General features: G+C 62.6%; 16 protein-coding genes. 10 read left to right on the top strand and 6 right to left on the bottom strand.

Features of this window, described 5'->3' with window-relative positions; genetic code table 11:
* Window positions 1–202: 202 nt before the first annotated feature.
* The 4 genes from WDS16_RS14535 to WDS16_RS14520 all read left to right on the top strand — a co-directional run bounded on the left by WDS16_RS14535 (window position 203) and on the right by WDS16_RS14520 (window position 4,351).
* On the top strand, window positions 203–760 hold the full coding sequence (locus WDS16_RS14535; protein WP_338885965.1) for a TetR/AcrR family transcriptional regulator: 558 nt from the start codon (window positions 203–205) through the stop codon (window positions 758–760).
* 362 nt (window positions 761–1,122) lie between these two features.
* Entirely contained in the window at window positions 1,123–1,737 is a 615-nt protein-coding gene (gene idi, locus WDS16_RS14530) for an isopentenyl-diphosphate Delta-isomerase (RefSeq protein WP_422395671.1), read from the top strand.
* A 123-nt stretch (window positions 1,738–1,860) separates the two neighbouring features.
* Window positions 1,861–2,526: a ScbR family autoregulator-binding transcription factor gene (locus WDS16_RS14525; protein ID WP_338885964.1), complete on the top strand. Its 666-nt coding sequence runs from the start codon at window positions 1,861–1,863 to the stop codon at window positions 2,524–2,526.
* Between the two features lie 43 nt (window positions 2,527–2,569).
* Window positions 2,570–4,351, top strand: a complete 1,782-nt coding sequence (locus WDS16_RS14520) for an acyl-CoA dehydrogenase (RefSeq protein WP_338885963.1) — start codon at window positions 2,570–2,572, stop codon at window positions 4,349–4,351.
* Between the two features lie 5 nt (window positions 4,352–4,356).
* On the opposite strand, the gene glgX is transcribed toward WDS16_RS14520, so the two are convergent.
* Entirely contained in the window at window positions 4,357–6,384 is a 2,028-nt protein-coding gene (glgX, locus tag WDS16_RS14515) for a glycogen debranching protein GlgX (RefSeq protein WP_338885961.1), read from the bottom strand.
* A 72-nt stretch (window positions 6,385–6,456) separates the two neighbouring features.
* On the opposite strand from glgX, the gene WDS16_RS14510 reads away from it, so the two are divergent.
* Window positions 6,457–6,651 carry a hypothetical protein gene (locus WDS16_RS14510; protein ID WP_338885960.1) on the top strand — a complete coding sequence of 65 codons (195 nt, stop codon included), beginning with the start codon at window positions 6,457–6,459 and terminating at the stop codon, window positions 6,649–6,651.
* Between the two features lie 5 nt (window positions 6,652–6,656).
* On the opposite strand, the gene WDS16_RS14505 is transcribed toward WDS16_RS14510, so the two are convergent.
* The 4 genes from WDS16_RS14505 to WDS16_RS14490 form a co-directional block, all read right to left on the bottom strand.
* Complete coding sequence (locus WDS16_RS14505) at window positions 6,657–7,139, bottom strand: GNAT family N-acetyltransferase (protein WP_338885959.1); 483 nt, start codon at window positions 7,137–7,139, stop codon at window positions 6,657–6,659.
* Window positions 7,140–7,209: 70 nt separating this feature from the next.
* Entirely contained in the window at window positions 7,210–8,034 is an 825-nt protein-coding gene (locus WDS16_RS14500) for a glycosyltransferase family 2 protein (RefSeq protein ID WP_338885958.1), read from the bottom strand.
* Window positions 8,031–8,990 carry a glycosyltransferase gene (locus WDS16_RS14495; RefSeq protein WP_338885957.1) on the bottom strand — a complete coding sequence of 320 codons (960 nt, stop codon included), beginning with the start codon at window positions 8,988–8,990 and terminating at the stop codon, window positions 8,031–8,033. The genes WDS16_RS14500 and WDS16_RS14495 overlap by 4 nt, the downstream gene beginning before the upstream one ends.
* Window positions 8,991–9,063: 73 nt before the next feature.
* Window positions 9,064–10,143 carry a hypothetical protein gene (locus WDS16_RS14490; protein WP_338885956.1) on the bottom strand — a complete coding sequence of 360 codons (1,080 nt, stop codon included), beginning with the start codon at window positions 10,141–10,143 and terminating at the stop codon, window positions 9,064–9,066.
* Between the two features lie 93 nt (window positions 10,144–10,236).
* On the opposite strand from WDS16_RS14490, the gene WDS16_RS14485 reads away from it, so the two are divergent.
* The 3 genes from WDS16_RS14485 to WDS16_RS14475 are packed head-to-tail and all read left to right on the top strand — an operon-like array spanning window position 10,237 to window position 13,594.
* Entirely contained in the window at window positions 10,237–11,208 is a 972-nt protein-coding gene (locus tag WDS16_RS14485) for a WcbI family polysaccharide biosynthesis putative acetyltransferase (RefSeq protein WP_338885955.1), read from the top strand.
* Entirely contained in the window at window positions 11,205–12,215 is a 1,011-nt protein-coding gene (locus WDS16_RS14480; protein WP_338885954.1) for a hypothetical protein, read from the top strand. Before WDS16_RS14485 ends, WDS16_RS14480 begins: the two co-directional genes overlap by 4 nt.
* A complete protein-coding gene (locus WDS16_RS14475; protein ID WP_338885953.1) occupies window positions 12,212–13,594 on the top strand; it encodes a glycosyltransferase in 1,383 nt (460 codons plus the stop codon). The genes WDS16_RS14480 and WDS16_RS14475 overlap by 4 nt, the downstream gene beginning before the upstream one ends.
* A 96-nt stretch (window positions 13,595–13,690) precedes the next feature.
* On the opposite strand, the gene WDS16_RS14470 is transcribed toward WDS16_RS14475, so the two are convergent.
* Window positions 13,691–14,662, bottom strand: a complete 972-nt coding sequence (locus WDS16_RS14470; RefSeq protein WP_338885952.1) for a DICT sensory domain-containing protein — start codon at window positions 14,660–14,662, stop codon at window positions 13,691–13,693.
* Window positions 14,663–14,971: 309 nt separating this feature from the next.
* Between WDS16_RS14470 and WDS16_RS14465 the strand changes: the two genes are divergently transcribed.
* Together WDS16_RS14465 and WDS16_RS14460 are read left to right on the top strand one after the other, a co-directional pair.
* Window positions 14,972–15,556 carry a DinB family protein gene (locus WDS16_RS14465; protein ID WP_338885951.1) on the top strand — a complete coding sequence of 195 codons (585 nt, stop codon included), beginning with the start codon at window positions 14,972–14,974 and terminating at the stop codon, window positions 15,554–15,556.
* 41 nt (window positions 15,557–15,597) lie between these two features.
* Entirely contained in the window at window positions 15,598–16,353 is a 756-nt protein-coding gene (locus WDS16_RS14460; protein ID WP_338885950.1) for an NAD-dependent deacylase, read from the top strand.
* Window positions 16,354–16,377: the final 24 nt, after the last annotated feature.

Below are 16,377 nucleotides of genomic sequence, written 5' to 3'. Positions count from 1 at the left end.
TCGTCGGCGTAAATTCGTTACCTTGGGTAAGGATATGCCCAAGGTTGCGTCGTTCGAAGCGTGATGCTGCTCATAGCCCGAAATGTCGCACTGCGAAATTGGCTGTGCTCTTTGGTATTTGCCACGACCGCAGGCTCGAGCCTCGCGGTCGACGAGCGCCGTTTTCGCAGCAGGGGAGTCGGGGGTGTCGTATGGTCGGAACATGGAGCGGACCCGAAAGGACGAGCTGGCCGCGGCTGCGGTCACGGTGCTCGCCGAAAAGGGATCGCGTGGACTGACGCACCGTGCGGTCGACGCGGCCGCCGGGTTGAAGCCGGGTGCGGTGAATTATCACGCCCCCAGTCGGACGCAGTTGCTGACCATGGCTCTGCGGGAGGTGTTCCTCAGGGACATGGACACCGCGACGAAGCACTTCTCGCTCGAGGAATGGTCGCACCGAGCCGTGGTCGATGCCGTCGTCGGGTTCGTCACGGACATGTGTTCCGAGGCCAACCGAGCGAGAGTGATCGCGAGGCATCATCTGCAGGGGGAGTCTCTGACGCATCCTGAGCTGCGGGATGCGTTCGACGTTCAGCTAGCGGCGTTCGTGCAGCTGGTGCGGGATGGACGGGCTGCGGCGGGTGCGCCGCCGAGCACTGCGGCAGCCGAGTTGTTCGCGATGTCCGTCGACGGCTTACTCAGACGGCAGGTCATGATCGGTACGCATCCGCTGGCTGCCGAAGACGTGCGCGCAATCGCTGACATGGTCGCAGTGCAGTAGCTCCGTCGTCCATCACGATTCGGCTGCGTTCGAGTAACGGGTTCATAAACCGACGGTTGCGATTCGAAGTTCGACTGGCAGCAGGCCATCGGTTGCGGGCACGATCGGTCGAGTGACGATGGCGCGGGCTAGCTGCCGCGCCGAGAGGCACATCCGGAGGAGCTGTGGTCTCAATTCCTCCGAACATGCCGGCGGCGGCTCGGACATTCGGGTCGCCACCGGTTGCCGAACTACCCACCACAGCGCTCACTACAAACATCTCAACTTCTCGCGGGACTCGACGGCTGGTCATCCACCCTTCTGTTCGATGCGCTGCGCCCAACGGTGTGACGGGTTTCGCCGAGTCTGGAAACATGGAGCTCATGCCAACGACACCATCTCTGGTCACCGAACACGTCGTTCTGGTCGACGAGGGCGGATCGGCCGTCGGAACGCAGCCGAAGGCGACTGTTCACACAAGACGCACGCCACTGCATCTCGCGTTCTCCTGCTATGTCTTCAACTCTCGCAACGAAGTTCTGATCACACAGCGAGCCGACGACAAGAAGACATGGCCTTCGGTGACGACGAACAGTTGCTGTGGTCACCCGTCGCCCGGGGAAGATCTCGGAGTTGCCGTCGTCCGCAGGCTCGAGCAAGAGCTCGGCATAAAGGTGTCCGGAATCCGGTTGTTGCTCCCCGAATTCCGCTACCGAGCGGTCATGACGGACGGCATTGTCGAGAACGAGCTCTGTCCGGTGTTCGGTGTTGTCTACGACGGTCCGGACCCGAATTCGAATCCGGCAGAGGTCTCACGGGCGGACTGGTATCCGTGGCAAGACTTCGTTCGATTCGTCGACGACGGTGGCGATGTGTCGCCCTGGTGCCGAGAGCAGATGGTGCAGCTGAAAGGGCTCGGTGACGATCCCCTGCATTGGCCGTCCGGCAACACAGCTGACTTACCTCAGGCGGCCCTGTACAGGTCGGACCACGCCTGACCTCGGGCGGCGTCGGGCAATGTCGTTCGAACAACCTACGTCGAAGCGGATATGGTTGACCGGTGCACTACACGTGGAGAACGCCGAGCGCGAGCGAACGAGTAGGCGGATGGGTCGGTAATAATGCAGCAGCGTGCTGAGAACACCCGCCAAGCCGTCCTGCTGGGCGCTGCGATCAGCTTCGAGAAGTTCGGTTACGGAACCTCGAGTCTGTCGACCATCCTCGCCCATGCCGGGGTGACCAAGGGCGCAATGTATTTCCATTTCGCGTCCAAGGAGGAGCTGGCGCACGCGGTGATCGAAGCGCAGCATCAGTTGGCCATGAATGGCGTGCAGGCCGTCACCGAACAGGTACCGGTCGCCCTCGACGCACTCGTCTTCGTCAGCCAGGAGATGGCTCGTCAGCTGGTAGAAGAGCCGGTCGCCCGTGGGGGAATGCGTCTGACGCTCGAGATCGGCAGCATTCAGGGCCCGGTCCAACGGCCGTATCTGGACTGGATCGACTCGATCCGGACACTCGCGACCCGAGCTGCGGGGGAGGGCGACCTCGCGGACGGTATCGATGTGGAAGCGTTGGCGAAATTCGTCGTCGGGGCGTTCACCGGAGTGCAAGTGCTGTCTGAAGTGCTGTATGGGCGTGTGGACCTGTACGAGCGCCTCGCTGAGATGTGGGCGCTGTTGCTCCCTGCTGTCGCGGCGCCTCACGCTGTGGAGCGCGCCATAGCGTGCGCAGCACGTGCGCCGCGCGACTGGACAGTGCCGAGGGCCGGTCTCGATGTGAACGCCTAGTGTGAGGGTGCATACAACACCCCCGCGTGAACGGATCCATCAGATGACCGACGTACTGTCCCGCCGCGACCTCGATTTTCTCCTGTACGAATGGCTCGATGTGGAGTCCTTGACGGCCAGGAAGCGTTTCGCGGAGCACTCCAAGGACACCTTCGACGCAGTGCTCGACCTGTGTGCCGACATCGCGCACAAGCACTTCGAACCGCACAACAAGCTCTCCGATTCCGTCGAACCGAAAATGCGACCGGACGGTACCGTCGAGATGATCGACGAGGTGAAGGCAGCCCTCGACATCTATGCAGCTGCAGGTCTGATCGCCGGTCAATTCGACGAGTCTCTCGGCGGGATGCAACTTCCGACGACGGTGGCGCGGGGCGCGATGGCGTGGTTCCAGGCCGCGAACGCGTCGACCTCGGCCTACCCGTTCCTGACCATGGCCAATGCGAACCTGATCGCCACCTATGGCACTTCCACTCAGATCGACGACTATGTACGCCCGATGCTGGAGGGCAGGTACTTCGGCACGATGTGCCTGTCCGAGCCGCAGGCAGGCTCGTCACTCGCCGATATCACCACGCGCGCGGTGAATAGGGGTGACGGTAGCTACCGGATCTCCGGGACCAAGATGTGGATCTCCGCGGGTGACCATGAGTTGACCGAGAACATCGTCCACCTCGTACTGGCGAAGGTTGCTGGTGGAGGTGCTGGAGTCAAGGGCATCTCGTTGTTCATCGTTCCCAAGGTTCTTCCCGACGGCATACGTAACGACGTCACGCTCGTCGGTCTCAATCACAAGATGGGCAACCGCGGAACCACGAACACGCTACTCGAATTCGGCGACGGAACACATTCGGTGGCGGGCGAATCCGGGGCCGTCGGCTACCTTGTCGGTGAGGAACACCGTGGGTTGTCCTACATGTTCCACATGATGAACGAGGCCCGGATCGGTGTCGGATTTCTGGCGATTTCGCTCGGCTATGTCGGGTACATGAAATCGCTGGAATACGCGAAAGTTCGGACGCAGGGCCGCCCCCTCGGGGCGAAGGATCCGTCGTCACCGCCGGTGGCTCTGATCGAGCACGCAGATGTCAGGCGGATGCTCCTGGCCCAGAAGTCGTACGTCGAAGGTGCGCTGGCTCTCGGCCTGTACTGCTCGCGACTGGTGGACGAGCAGGACACCACCGAAGACGATAGGCTGAGGGCCGACACGACTCTGTTGCTGGACCTGCTGACGCCGATTGCCAAGAGTTGGCCATCGCAGTGGTGTCTCGAAGCCAACAATCTGGCCATCCAGGTGCACGGCGGTTACGGCTACACCAGGGACTACGACGTCGAGCAGTACTACCGGGACAACAGGCTCAACCCGATCCACGAAGGCACGCACGGCATTCAAGGCCTCGACCTGCTCGGTCGAAAAGTCACGATGCACGGCGGCGCGGCGCTGGAGCTGCTGGGCTCTCGGATCGCGGACACCGTACAGCGAGCACTCGAATTAGGCTCGGACGCAGCACAGTACAGCGTCCAGTTGGAAACATCGTGGTCGGATGTCCTTGCCGTCACGGCAACGTTGTGGTCCACCGGAGAACCGGATGTGGCGCTTGCGAACTCTTCGGTGTACCTCGAAGCAATGGGCCACATCGTGATCGCCTGGATGTGGCTCGAGCAGCTTACCGCCGTCCATGGCAAGAGCGGGCACTTCTACGACGGTAAGCGCCAGGCCGCCCGGTACTTCTTCGTGTACGAACTCCCCAAGGTCGCACCGCAACTCGATCTACTGTCCAGCTTGGACCGAACGACGCTCGACATGGACCCGGCCTGGTTCTGAGCAGATCAGCGAGCCAACAACGTGAAAGAATGCTCGCGGATGAGGATCGACGGACCTGAACTTTCGTACGCCTGATCCGGGTCACTGGAGATCACCTGCCGCCAGTCCGCTGACGGCAACGTGAATTCCACGGCGCTGCCCGATGAGTTCACCAACCAGCCGAAGGTGGAATCGTCGTCTGTCGAGGCCAGCTCCACCATCAGCGAGTGGGCGGCTCCGTCGGTCCAGTCGTCGTCGGCGAGCTTGTGGCCGTCGGCGCGATAGAAGTCGACGTACGTCGCGGCGTCGGAGTCGCTGTCGTGCCGGAACCACGTCGGACGTAGCGCTGGGTGCTCTGTCCGTAATGCGATCAGGTCCGCGGTGAACTGCTGCAGTGAACGGTCGGCCCCCGCCCAGTCGTACCAGGAAATCTCGTTGTCCTGGCAGTACGCATTGTTGTTGCCGTGCTGCGACCGACCGATCTCGTCTCCGCCGAGGATCATCGGGACGCCAGCCGACAACAGCAGTGTGGCAAGGTGATTGCGCTGCTGGCGTGCCCGAAGTGCGAGCACACCGTCGTCCTCGGTCGGCCCTTCTGCGCCGCAACCCCACGAGCGGTTGTCGGACTCACCGTCCTCGTTGTTCTCGCCGTTCGCGTCGTTGTGCTTGTCGTCGTAGCTGTTCAGATCGGCGAGGGTGAATCCGTCGTGGGCGGTGACGAAATTGACGCTGGCCAGTGTCGGGCGCCGCGTACTTTCGTATACGTCAGGACTGCCGGTGATCCGTTGTGCGAAGGCGCCGAGCGAACCGGCTTCACCGCGCCAGAAATCTCGGACATCGTCGCGGAACTTGCCGTTCCATTCCGACCATCGGGCGGGGAAACCGCCGACCTGGTAGCCGTGGGTGTCCCAGGGTTCGGCAATGAGCTTGACCGAGGCCAATGTGGGATCTTGATGAACGAGGTCGAGGAAGGCGCTGTGCTTGTCCAGATCGGAGTCCTGGCGGGTCAGTGTGCTCGCCAGATCGAACCGGAACCCGTCCACGTGCATTTCGGTGACCCAGTACCGCAGTGAATCCATGATCAGGGCCAGTGCAGCCGGGTGTCCGACGTTGAGGCTGTTGCCCGTACCCGTGGTGTCGAAGTACGAACTTCTCTCCTCTTCGACCAGGCGGTAGTACGAACGATTGTCGATTCCCTTGAGAGACAACGTCGGGCCCAAATGGTTGCCCTCGGCCGTGTGGTTGTAAACGACGTCCAGAATGACTTCGATGTTCGCTGCGTGCATGGCTTTGACCATGGACTTGAATTCGTCGACTTGTCCGCCGGTGTCACCGGCGCTGCTGTACTCGTTGTGCGGGGCCAGGAAGCCGATGGAGTTGTAGCCCCAGTAGTTCCGTCTACCTTCTTCGAGGAGGTGCGAATCCTGGACGAACTGGTGAACAGGAAGCAGTTCGACCGCGGTGACACCGAGATCGACAAGAGTCTGCACCGCCGCTGGATGCGCGAGACCGGCGTACGTCCCGCGGATGCTCTCGTCGACGTCAGGATGCTGTGCGGTGAAGCCTTTGACGTGCACTTCGTATACAACGCTGTGGCTCAGGGGAGTTCGCGGAGGCGCGTCCGAACCCCAGTCGAACTCGGAGACGGCAACGACCGACAGCATCATCGACGGCGCCGAATCGGCGTCGTTCAGCGTCTCCGGTGCTTCGTGATGGTGCGAGAACACCGACTCGTTCCAGTCCACGGAGCCTGCGATTGCGCGTGCATACGGATCGAGTAGAAGCTTGTTTGCGTTGTGACGCAGCCCCTCCGCCGGATCCCACGGTCCGTCCACTCGAAGCCCGTACTTGGTGCCGTTCGACAGACCCTCGACGAAGCCATGGAAGACGTGACCGGTTCGGTGACGCAACGCCGTCGCGGACACCTCGTCGCCGTTGTCGTCGACGACTACGACAGTGACGGAATCGGCGGTCTCCGAATAGACGGCGACGTCGGCGGTGCCGTCGGGCAGTAGGGAAACCCCAAGGGGGTAAGGGGTGCTCGCATCGATCATTGCTGCTCAGTACCCCACGGGAAGGTCGGTAAACACGTTTGGATGTCCCCCTCCGACGGGTACGGGATCCTTATGGCTGATTACAGAGTTCTGAACCCGACCGGCGACGTCGTCGCGACCAAAGACATCGACAGTGCAGAAGATGCGTACGCATGGTTCATCGACGAGAAAGCCGACAACAGCGAGTTGGGGTGGAGGTTGGAGGTCAACCACGACGGCGAGTGGGCCTTCGTGGACGACACCGAGGGAAACTCCGCAAGTAAATAGGTCGGCTACCGCTGGTTCCGTAGCAACGGAACCAGCGGTACTCCGTTGTCCAACCGCTCCTCGCCGGACTGGACGAATCCGTGGCGGGTGTACATCTCGACGAGGTAGCTCGGCGAATCGATTCGGCACGGTGCTTCGCCGACATCCGCCAATGCCGCTTGGAGTAACCGGGTCGTGTGGCCGTGGCCGCGATCGCTTCGGCGGGTGCACAGATGGCCGAGGCTATAGACGCGTGCGCCGTCTTCTGTCCCTTCCACCAGCCGTACGGTTCCGATCACTGCACCCTGGCGTTCGACCCAGAAGTGTCTCGTGCGCGGCAGCAGGTCGTATCCGTCGAGCTCCGGATGGAACCAGGCTTGCTCGACGACGAACACTTCCACCCTGAGCTTCAGCAGTGCGTAGAGACGATCTGGATCCAGATCCGGCGCCCACGCCCTGGTGAGCGTCGGTGGCCGGTCCGCAACGGAACTGGTGTGAGGTGTTGGCATCGTCGAATAGTCCTCGGTGTTCTTTGGTATAGGTATCGGTTGTGTACCCCGAGACGGTGAAGTTCACCCGTCAACCGATGCGACGTATCTCTCCCGAGTCGTCCCTCTCGATCAACCCACGCCGTTCGAATTCGTCGAGCCAGCCTGTCATAGGCCACCTGTTCCAACGTCGGTGGAACAGAGCCGAATTACGGATGATGTCATCGAGGCGCTCGACGGGAGGTGACGACACCGGGTGGTGCTGATGGTACGCATGTGCGCCGCCGACCCATCTCAGTCCGACACCTGCTGCGCGCGCGGTGGCTGCGAAGTCGGTGTCCTCGCCGCCGTAACCGACGTAGTTCTCGTCGAATCCACCGGTCGCGGCCCACGTGTTCGGTGTCGATGCGAAGGACAGAGACCAGAACAGGTCGTAGTCGGTGCCGACCAGTACCGCGTCCGGCGGTGGGTTCGGACGCGCCGGGTGCGGATCGGTGGCAGCATGCAGACTTTCGGCCGACCACCCGGACGGACTCGGTGGCAGATACGTGACGGGGCCGCACAAGAGGTTCCGGTCGCCGCCTCCGCCGTCCGCTGCAGTTGCGTAGCGTGCGAGCATATCGACGCCAGGTATGCAGTCGACGTCGAGGAAGACGAGGAGATCGGCGTCATTCGACATCGCAATACGAGCGCCGAGATTCCGGGCCGACGCGAGCGGAAGCAACGGACCTGACGTGTCCATCCGAACGACCGTGGCGTTGCTGCCCGCGGCACGGACGACATCGGTGATGTCATCGTCTCCCATCGACACCACGACGTGCTCCGACGGTGGTAGCGACGATCGATGTAGTCCGTGGATCTGCGCGGTCAGATGCTTGTGCCGACCCGAGACGACGGTGATCACCGTCGTCTTCACTGGGCGGACCTGCTTTCGGCGACGGAGCTGAGAATCCGCGCTGCTCGTGCGGCGGCGCCCGGTTGACGCACGGAGCCCCACGCCGCGGAATCGAGAGCACGTGCGCGCGTCAGTAAACTCGTCCACGTCCCGGGATCGGGCCATCCATCGACCAGCACGGCGACGCCTGCAGTCTCGAGTGCCTTCGCAGTCGCGCGCTGTTCGCCGTGCGGGCGCTCCTGTGGGATCACTATCGTCGGCACCCCGGCGCACGCACAGTCGGCTATTGCATTCTGCCCGGCGTGCGTGACGACGACGGTGGCCGAACACAACGTCGGCCACACGTCATCGACCCAGGATCGATCGTCGACACCTGCTGGTACCCAACGGTATTGCGCATTGGCAGATGCAGCGTCGCCGACATCGGACGTGCTCAACGCTGTTCCGCCCGCTCCGCCGAGCACTACAACGGTGGAATCGGTCGACGTCGACTCCCGTGGGCGCCCGTCGAATCGGCTGATTGCGCCGACATAGCTCGTCTTGGCGGCGTACGGATGCAGCCACGGCGGATCGTAGAACGACTGCGCCCACGGCGCAATGATCTGTGTCGCGGCCCGATAGGCAAGCTGGTGCGGCTCGTCGGTGCGGTCGCCCGGCATCGCCATGACCGCGACGTCGACCCCGAGTAGTCGGACGAACAATGCGACCTCGATCGACACGTCCACGACGAACAGGGTCGGCCGTTCTCGCGCGACCCATTCGGCGATCGTGGCCATACGGTCGGTAAGTCCGCGCACCCCTGTCGGTGCCCAGTGTGCGATGCCACCTGCCGTCGGATCGTGAGAATCGGCGGTTGTCTCATCTGTATCGAGGGGGAGGACAATCCACTCGACCTCGCTGTGCGCGGGTCGGTTTCGCGAGGACAACACAGTGAGCGGTTCATCGAGGGAGGTAGCAATCGATGTCGCCCGCGTCACGTGCCCGGATCCGTGATGGTGTGCGTAGTACCCGATCATGCGGCACCAACGATCGATACGGAGTCGCGATCTCTCATCGGCTCGCTCCGGCCATGCCGAATCGACGTGCGAGAGCGCGCGCGTAGATTCCCTCGTGCGCCGACGCTATGTCCGTGCGCTCGCGTTCTCTCGCTTCTCGGGTAGCGGCGGGGGTGTCGAACCGCGCGGCGTGCGCGTGACGCAGCGAGCTGGACAAGCCTGTCGGATCGAATCGATCGATGCCGAAACCGAATGTGTGGCAAGGTCGTTGATCGGAGAAGTAACCGCAGTCGGGCACGACTGCAGCGGTCCCCAGATCATGGCACGCTTCCAACCAGCCGGAATGGGTCCCGAATCGGTACGGGAGTACGGATACGTCGATCTCGGTCAAGTATTGCCACAGTTCTGCATCGGTGAATCGGGGGTGGACTCGAACGGCCACGCCGGGCACGGAACGATAGTGCTCCAGCACGGCCTCGATACGGGCGCTGTCCGGCCCGCCTTCCGATAGGACCTCGAAGTCGATGTCGATTCGGACGGTGGAGTCCGGCAGTTCCGCGATCGTGTCCACGACGGTGTCGATCACCGCCAGGGGATCGAGATTGGACCGAAGGCTCTTCATGTGTACGCCCACGACGAAAGTCGGTGATTCGCCTCGTGGTCGGCCGATCAAATGCAGGGGCGCAACATGCGGATGTGGCAGAACCGTCGCGCGACGGTCCCACCTAGCGGCGATTTCCTGTGCGGCACCTGGGGTGAGTGTGATGAGTTCGTCGGCTGCAGCGACGAGCAAATCGAGGTGGGAGGTGTGCACGGTGTTGTCGACGAAGTGCGGATTGTGCAGATCGTGCACCGTGAAGATCAACGGTTTGCCCGCACTGTCCAATACACGTACGACGTCCTCCAGCTGCTCGACGCTCAGGGAGTCGAATCCGAAGTGCAGGTGCAGCACGTCGAACCGGTTTGTGTGCGCGCTCAACCACTCGGGATCGAGCCATCGCGGTGGCCACCACCGGCCGGTTCCGTCGGCACCGGGTGGTACGGGATCCGGCAGGCGCATGACGCTGCGGCTCCCGCCGACGGGATCGAGGTGTGCGACATAGGCATGGGCAGTGGGCACCGAGGCGACAGTCATCGAGTCAGGATCGAACAATCGAGGATTCCTTTGCGGCAGATCGGTTATACGGGGTGTGGCGGACCCGGCCCGGCTGCTCGAGAGGGAGTGTCTTTGGAGACAACCGAATACTACAGCGAACGTCGACCAGTCTCCGTTGGAGAGATCGACGGACGAACACGGCACTACGGCGAGTTCTACGGAATCGATGAGCCCGCCGACGACCGTCCGGTCCTTCTGGTCTGGGGAAACTGCCAGGCCGAGGCACTGCGAATTGTGCTGTCGAGCTGTTCTGACCTGCCGTACCGCACGCTGCGAGTCCCCCCGGTCCACGAGCTGACGCGAACGGACATGCCGTTTGTCGAGCATGCAGCGAACTCGGCGGCCGTGTTCGCCTCGCAACCCATTCGAGCGGGGTATCGGGGGTTACCCATCGGGACCGCCGACATGCTCGGACGGCCCCGGTCACAGCAGAAGAGCATCGTGTGGCCGGTGATCCGCTACGGCGGTCTCTATCCGTTCCAAGTCATCGTGCGGCACCCGTCCGATCCCTCCGCGGTGCCTCCCGGCGTCCCGTATCACGACCTTCGAACTGTGATCAGTGTGGTCGAGGCCCGGACAGAGTTCGACGAATGGGCTGTGGACATAGCGTCGGAGCGGCTGCGTGCGGCTGCCGAGTGGAGCGTGGAACAACTAAGCATGCGCGAACGCCGCGACTGTGATGTGGGGATCTCGGATGTGCTGCTCGGACTCGGAGACAAGGCGGCGCACACGATCAACCACCCGGGGAACGAGGTGCTGGGCGAGCTCGGTAGCCGCATTCTCGGGGCGCTGGGGTGCGCCGACCCGGTTCTTCCGCAGCGGGAACTGCTCGGCAACATTCGGGCACCGTTGGAAGCTCGGATCATCGATGCGTTGAAGCTCGATGCGCGAGTACGCGAGGCGTGGTGTGTCGACGGCGAATCGGTCGGTCAGAAATCCATCTATGCCGCCCAGACGCGTTGGTACCAAATTCATCCCGAATTCGTCGATGCAGCGCTGTCGCGATACGCAGAACTGATCGACATACTGGGACTGACATCGTGAACTTCGATACCGGCCATCTCGTCATCGGGCCGATCACTCATGGAGTCGTCCGATGCGCCGTGTCGGTTCACCAGGCACTGGCGAGCATAGGCGAACAGCACCCGTTGGCCCGATTGGACAATCCCGATGCTGACATTCCGACCGATGTGCAGCAATGTGGGCTGGTCCACATGCACGTGACAGACAGGTTGTTCGGACGGACCCCTGCAGCGGCCGCACACGCGTTGCGCACGACGGTACGACGCTTGGGCCGTCCCATCTCCATTACGCTGCACGATATTCCGCAGCCCTCCGACGGAGCCGCCATGCTCGCCCGCGTCGAGTTCTATCGGCAAGCAGCGTCCTGTGCTGTCGGTATAGCCGTGTCGAGCGGCCACGAGGCGACATTGTTGGCCGAGCACGTCGACGCGGACCTGAAACCGGCGATCGTGCCGCTGATGATCGAGCGCTACCCCGTCGCCCGGCCCGCGCCGATTGCCGAGCGCACCGTCGGAGTCCTCGGATTCCTCTACCCGGGCAAAGGTCATATCGAAACTCTCGAGGCGCTACGTGATCTGCCGCCCGCGGTGGGTTTCGTCGCTCTGGGGGCGCCCTCACCCGGCCACGAGGACCTGGCCCGCGAACTTCACGCCGCTGCGGCGAGTTCGGGAAGGCCGTGCGAGGTGACGGGGTTTCTCGTCGATGCGGAGCTGCGCGCGAGAGCGTCGCAGGTGACCGTGCCCGTCGCCTATCACCGTCACATGTCTGCCTCGGGATCGATCAACTCGTGGATCGCAGTGAGGCGCAAGCCGCTCGTCCCTCGGACGCCGTATACCGAGGAGCTCGACGCGCGATCTCCCGGCATGGTCCAACTGCACGACAACGACGAGCGAGCACTGCGGACTGCGATCGCCCATGCTGTCGAGAACCCGTCGAGTACATGGCTCGATGCCTCGACCGTGCCGTCGCCGTCGCCGTCCGATGTCGCGCTGGCCTACGCGGAACTGCTTCGGACATGGTCTCGATGACGCCGCGTCCTGTTCGGCTGAACGACGGTCGATCGCTTGTGCCGGACAATCGCTGGGATCTCACGGTCGATCCCGTCGAGACGCCGTCCGTGAGTGTGGTCATCCCGTATTACCAGCAACCGCATCAGCTTTCACTCGTACTGGAGGCATTGACCGCGCAGACGTATCCGTCCACGCAGATGGATGTAGTCATCGCCGACGACGGTTCTGCTGAACCTCCGCCAGTGGACCGGTGGACGTCACGGCTGGACATCTCGGTTGTACGACAGGACGACGAAGGGTTTCGAGCTGCCGCTGCGCGGAATCTCGGCGCCGACGCTTCGAGGGGGTCGATCCTGTGCTTCCTCGACGCGGACACGGTGCCCGGCCCAGACTACGTGCGGCAGGCCGTTCGACTCCCGGCGTCGATTCCCGATGCAGTCGTCGTCGGCCGTCGAAAGCACGAAAATTTAGCTGCGGTAGAAGCTGATTCGCTGGAGTCGTGGATGGTTGAAGTGTCGGCGCGGGCCGACACGAACGACGGCGAACCGCAGTGGCTGATCGAGGGTTACGAGCGTACCGAGAACCTGTTGCGACCAGGATGGGACGGATACAAGTTTATTCTCAGTGCGGTCCTGACGTGCAGCCGTGAATTGTTCGATTCAGTAGGCGGTTTCGATCCCTCCTTCGTCCGATACGGGGGCGAGGACTGGGAGTTCGCCAATCGGGCATTCATGATGGGCGCGGTCTTCGTCCATGAACCGGCAGCGCTCGCCTGGCATGACGGTCCCGACTGGGCCGAGAGGGAGGTCGCTGACCGGACAAGCGAGAAGAACGCCGAGGCACTCGCTCTGGCTCCGCTGATCACCGATCCTGCCGCTCGCACTTCGGGTGTGCACCACGAAATCCCCGACACCGTGGTCCTGATGTCGACACTGGGCCAAACCCCGGCTTCGTTGTTGGCGACGGTTGCGTCCGTGCTTCGTGGATCCGACTGTGGGGTGTGGCTCATCGGTGACGATGCGCCTGCTCATCATGCCGCGCTGGGGATTTGGGATTGTCGGGTGCGCGCAGGGTTTCCCGATGACGAAGTACTTTCGCGGTGCCGCTTCGTCGTCGAAATGTCAGGTCGCGTGCTGTTCTCGGACGAATCGTTGTCGCGCCTCGCAGGGGAGCTTGGTCCAGGTAAGGCAGGAGAGGTCGTGGTGGACTTCGCGCGATCTGACACTGCCGCGCTGACGATGTCGACGTCAAGGGCTGTGCACCGGTCGAGGCGATGGTTCGCTCGGGCGGGAGTGGACGAGCGAGACCTACGTCATGCGTTGTTCGGGGTCCGGCACGTGAGTTGTTCGGAGGCCGCATTGACGGTCGCGGACTCCGAGCCCTGGCTGTCCTGGTGATGCCTCACCGGCGGACCCTCGGCCGCCGATCGCTGATTTGACCGATGTCATGGTCACGTTCCTGGACTCGATCATTTCTCGCTGAGTGACGTGTGGTTAGGTCGCCTCGATCGCGGAGTGTGACGCGTTGTCGAATCGAGACAACACTGCTCGTGCGCAACGAACGACGGTTCCTCGGTCGTGGGAGACCACGTATTCGAACGTTCGCCCGAGTTCGCCAGGTCCCCAACGCAGATCGCGCGCGGACAGTACGCAGCAAAAGAACTGGCCGAGAACGACCACGTTCCATTCCTCGACCAAGGTGTCGGAGGGGTCTATGGACGAGGTGATTATGCCGGGGACCGTCAGGCCGGCCATGTCGATGCCGTAGATGCCGGTATATGCGATGTTTCCGGCCATCCGCTGCCAGCGACGCTGCGTCGGAGATGCGAATTGTCGGGCGTGTTGAAAAGTGCCGAGAACCATCGTGTCGGGCCCAGCGTGCGATGCCTGCGATTCGATCTGACAGCTCATTTCGACGAGTAGCTTCTTCGTGCTGACTGCGCTCGACTGATCGGTCGACGCGATATCGAAGGGCGATCGAGAATCAGATGTCGGCGTACTCCATGTCGGCGAAGCCAGTGCCTCGCGCGGGCCTGTCCCGTCGATGGGGGTCGGTGGAAACAGTGCTCCGATCCCGAAGGACGCGCCGAGCGCCAGCGCCCTCGTCCGGTCTCGCTCCGAGTCGACTCCACTGGCAACGATGACCGCGCCCGTCCTCTCTGCCTGCGCGGCGAGGACGTGCAAGGCTTGGGCGGCCGCGGTGTCCGGAACTGCACATGTCAGCTCGGGCGCAAGAACGATGATGTCCGGTTCGATGAGAGGAAGCAGCGTCATCGACTCGGGCCGAGCACCCACGTCGTCGACAGCGATTCGACGGCATTGGTCCCTGGCTTTCTCTACCTGTATGAGTATTTCCGCCGGATTGTCCACGAGAGACCGGTCGTGGACCACATACGTCTCGGACAGTAGATCGATTCGGCGGGGACTCGGGCACGAGGTAGTGAGTTCGGAGGCCGGAGCATCCAAGGGGCTCACCCTGAGCCGCGCACATCGGTGGCTGCGCAGCTGGGGGACAAAGGATCGTCCGCCTCTCTCGTCTTGTTCGGTCGGACTTACAGTGCAGCGAGACCGATATGCCTAGATTGTTCATTCCTGCTGGCCTTACCTAATCGTGACGGATCCAGATTTCTATGCAGGCGTCCGAAGTATCACGACTTCATAACAAAAGTAACGAATAGATAACGTCAATGAACCGCAGGCACCTTGAATATGTTGTAGTGCAGCAGTATTGCGCCTCTGTAGCCACCTGTCGTAGCTGTCTGCCAAGGTATGTCCATGACCGATTCCATGAAGAGGGAGCTGCACAGGTACCTACAACTCGGACGCGACGCGATTCTGTGGAAGCTCGAGGGGCTCTCGGAGTACGACATGCGTAGGCCCATGACGCCGACTGCAACCAACCTCCTCGGCATCGTCAAGCACCTCACGGCAGTCGAACTCGGATACTTCGCGTGGACATTCGACCGACCGTTTCCCGGTGTCGTGCCCTGGGCCGAGGACGGCGCCGACATCAACTCGGACATGTGGGCGACGGCGGACGAGTCCTCCGATTACGTCATCGACCTGTACCGGCAGATGTGGGCGCACTCCGACGCTACGATTTCCGAGCTACCACTCGACGCAGAAGGCCAGGTACCGCACTGGCCAGTAGATAGAGCCACGGTCACGCTTCACCGGATCATCGTTCACGTGATCGCGGACATGGACCGCCATGCCGGCCACGCGGACATCGTTCGTGAGCTGATCGACGGTTCGGTAGGACTGACCGTCGGGAACAAGAACATGGCGCCCGGCGACGAGGACGAGTGGCTCGACTATCGGCGAACGGTGGAAGAGTCAGCTCGTCGCTTTGCGGATTGATCGACGAGAGCGCGTCGGTGGGCCGTGGCACACTGGCGCCCATGACCGGAATCGAGGTACCCAGTGCCGTAATCGAAGTGGCACGTTCGGCACGGTCGGTTGCCGTTCTCACCGGCGCGGGTGTCTCCGCGGAGTCGGGAGTTCCCACATTCCGTGACGCTCAGACCGGTCTGTGGTCCAATTTCGATCCCGCCGATCTGGCGAGTCCAGAGGGCTGGGCGCGCGACAGTGATCTGGTGTGGGGCTGGTACCAATGGCGAGCCCAGCTGGTTCGGCGGTCGGAGCCCAATGCAGGTCATCTCGCGCTCACGGAATGGCAGCAGCGCGTCCACCTCGACATTGCTACCCAGAACGTCGACGACTTGCACGAGCGGGCTGGGTCTACGGTGATCGCGCACGTTCACGGCAGCCTGTTCGATCCGAGGTGTTCGGAGTGTGGGCTCCATTCTCAGCCGGAACCGGATCCATTCGACGAACGCTCCGATCGGGTGCCGCCACCGTCGTGTCCCGACTGCGGCGGGGAAATGCGGCCAGGCGCTGTCTGGTTCGGTGAACCGCTTCCGGAAACTGAATGGACGGCGGCGGTCGAAGCTGTCGAATCCGCTGACCTCGTGTTGGTGGTCGGTACGTCCGGCGTCGTCTTTCCATTTGCTGGACTTCCCGCGATGGCTCGGAGTACCGGCGCCACTGTGGTCGAGATCAACCCGGTGGAAACGGAGATCTCCGACATGGCCGACTTTCGCTGGCGTACCACTGCGGCGACCGGGCTTCCAGCGCTCGTCGATTCTCTCCGTTAGGCATCGTCGGCAGTCATGCGCTGT

It is taken from the genome of Rhodococcus sovatensis, assembly GCF_037327425.1.
In the GTDB taxonomy this organism is placed as follows: Bacteria; Actinomycetota; Actinomycetes; order Mycobacteriales; family Mycobacteriaceae; genus Rhodococcoides; species Rhodococcoides sovatense.
The sequence above is the reverse complement of the archived record's forward strand: the minus strand, read 5'-3'. Positions and strand labels throughout refer to the sequence as shown.